General features: G+C 51.6%; 2 protein-coding genes. One reads left to right on the top strand and one right to left on the bottom strand.

Annotated elements, in window-relative coordinates; genetic code table 11:
- Positions 1–293: 293 nt before the first annotated feature.
- Positions 294–689, bottom strand: a complete 396-nt coding sequence (locus V6D20_05205) for a DUF202 domain-containing protein (GenBank protein HEY9815187.1) — start codon at positions 687–689, stop codon at positions 294–296.
- Positions 690–988: 299 nt separating this feature from the next.
- On the opposite strand from V6D20_05205, the gene V6D20_05200 reads away from it, so the two are divergent.
- The coding region (locus V6D20_05200) for a fasciclin domain-containing protein (protein HEY9815186.1) at positions 989–1,489 on the top strand (501 nt) is incomplete at its 3' end.

The raw sequence follows: 1,489 nt of genomic DNA, 5'->3' as shown, positions 1-1,489 counted from the left end.
CTTTACCACCTTGCCCCTAAACCTTTGGCAATGGCTGATCCTCCTTGCTTGTCCACCTATCTTGCTAGGTGCCGAGGAACTTCGAAAAGCTATCCTAAGGTCATCTCGTAGCTCACATTAAGTCGAAGGATGGGAAATGGGCCTCAACCAGATCAGGCTCCGACCAGATCAGCCCGCACGGTATCGGTCATCGCCCAGATGGTAGGGGTTTCTGGAGCCCTACCATCATCGAGCCTATGTTGCTCTCACCTTGGGGTAATGCTGAGCAAGCACGGTGATGCCCTATCTCAGACTCACAGCAGACTACCGAGAAACAGGGCGATAAAGGCAAACATACCGATCACAAAAAGAGCAGTTGCTACCACCAACGCACCAGAGCGGCGCGAGTAGTAAATGTAGTCATCACGCTGAATATGCTGAAGCTCTCGATGGTGTTCGATCGAAGCCGTTAAGATGGCGTAAACCCCAACTGCAATAAAGGCCAGGCTTAAGCCACGCACCAAGTCAGTAGATTGAAAGCGATCGCTCTGGGTGGACTGTTGAATAGCAGACACCACTTGGTCAATTCCAAACCCAAAACCAATGAGAGATAGAGACGTGCGGATCCAAGCAAGAAGCGTTCGTTCTGCAGCAGCACGACTGCGCTCCTTGGCCAGCTCATTAGACAGACTACGGGGCGGTTGACCCATTGGTACACATTGAAGACTACCGTGGCATTGTATAGCACCCACAGCGATCGCAAGCCAGTTACTATCTGCTCCTTTAGAAAGATATCACCAGCTCTTGTTGTCTAGATAACATCATTCACAAGATAGAGGTCAAGCTATCTGAGTAACGGTTAAGTTTTGTAGAGGTTCAGTAGCCCCTAGTCATGGATGATTGTAGCCCCGAGGCAGCGCGGTCAAGGTTGTAGACATTACACCTCCGCGATCCAGGCTAGCCTGCTATGACCGTCCAGATCACATTATGAAAACAAGGTAGTTCTATCGTGAAAAACCGTCACTCACTCACCAAGCAACTCACAGCCGGATTCATTGGACTAGGCGCAGTCTTTGCCCTAGCTGCTTGTGGAACACCCGATGAAACCGCAACTGACACCGCCCCTGGGGATACAACTGCAACCGAATCTGACATGTCTGCTGAAGACCCAACAGCCAATCAGCCTGATATGCCGACTGAAGACCCAAGCGCAGCAACCTCCAGCAACAGCGTTGTTGATGTAGCTGCTAGCGATGACTCGTTCAGCACCTTGGTACAAGCTGTCGAAGCAGCAGGATTGGCTGATCCCTTAGCATCCGGTGGGCCGTACACCATCTTTGCTCCCACCAACGAAGCGTTTGAAGCGCTACCTGAGGGAACTCTCGAAACCTTGCTTCAATCTGAAAACCAAGATCTTCTAGCTCAAGTGTTGACCTACCATGTGGTTCCCCAGGAAGTCATGGCAGCCGACGTAACCACAGGCGAGGTTCCCACCGTAGCCGGCCCCAGT

The sequence above is a fragment of the Candidatus Obscuribacterales bacterium genome, from assembly GCA_036703605.1.
In the GTDB taxonomy this organism is placed as follows: Bacteria; Cyanobacteriota; Cyanobacteriia; order RECH01; family RECH01; genus RECH01.
The sequence above is the reverse complement of the archived record's forward strand: the minus strand, read 5'-3'. Positions and strand labels throughout refer to the sequence as shown.

Excerpts from the sequence above, each read along its gene's own strand:
- V6D20_05205 (HEY9815187.1), bottom strand. The coding sequence starts at position 689 with ATGGGTCAACCGCCCCGTAGTCTGTCTAATGAGCTGGCCAAGGAGCGC.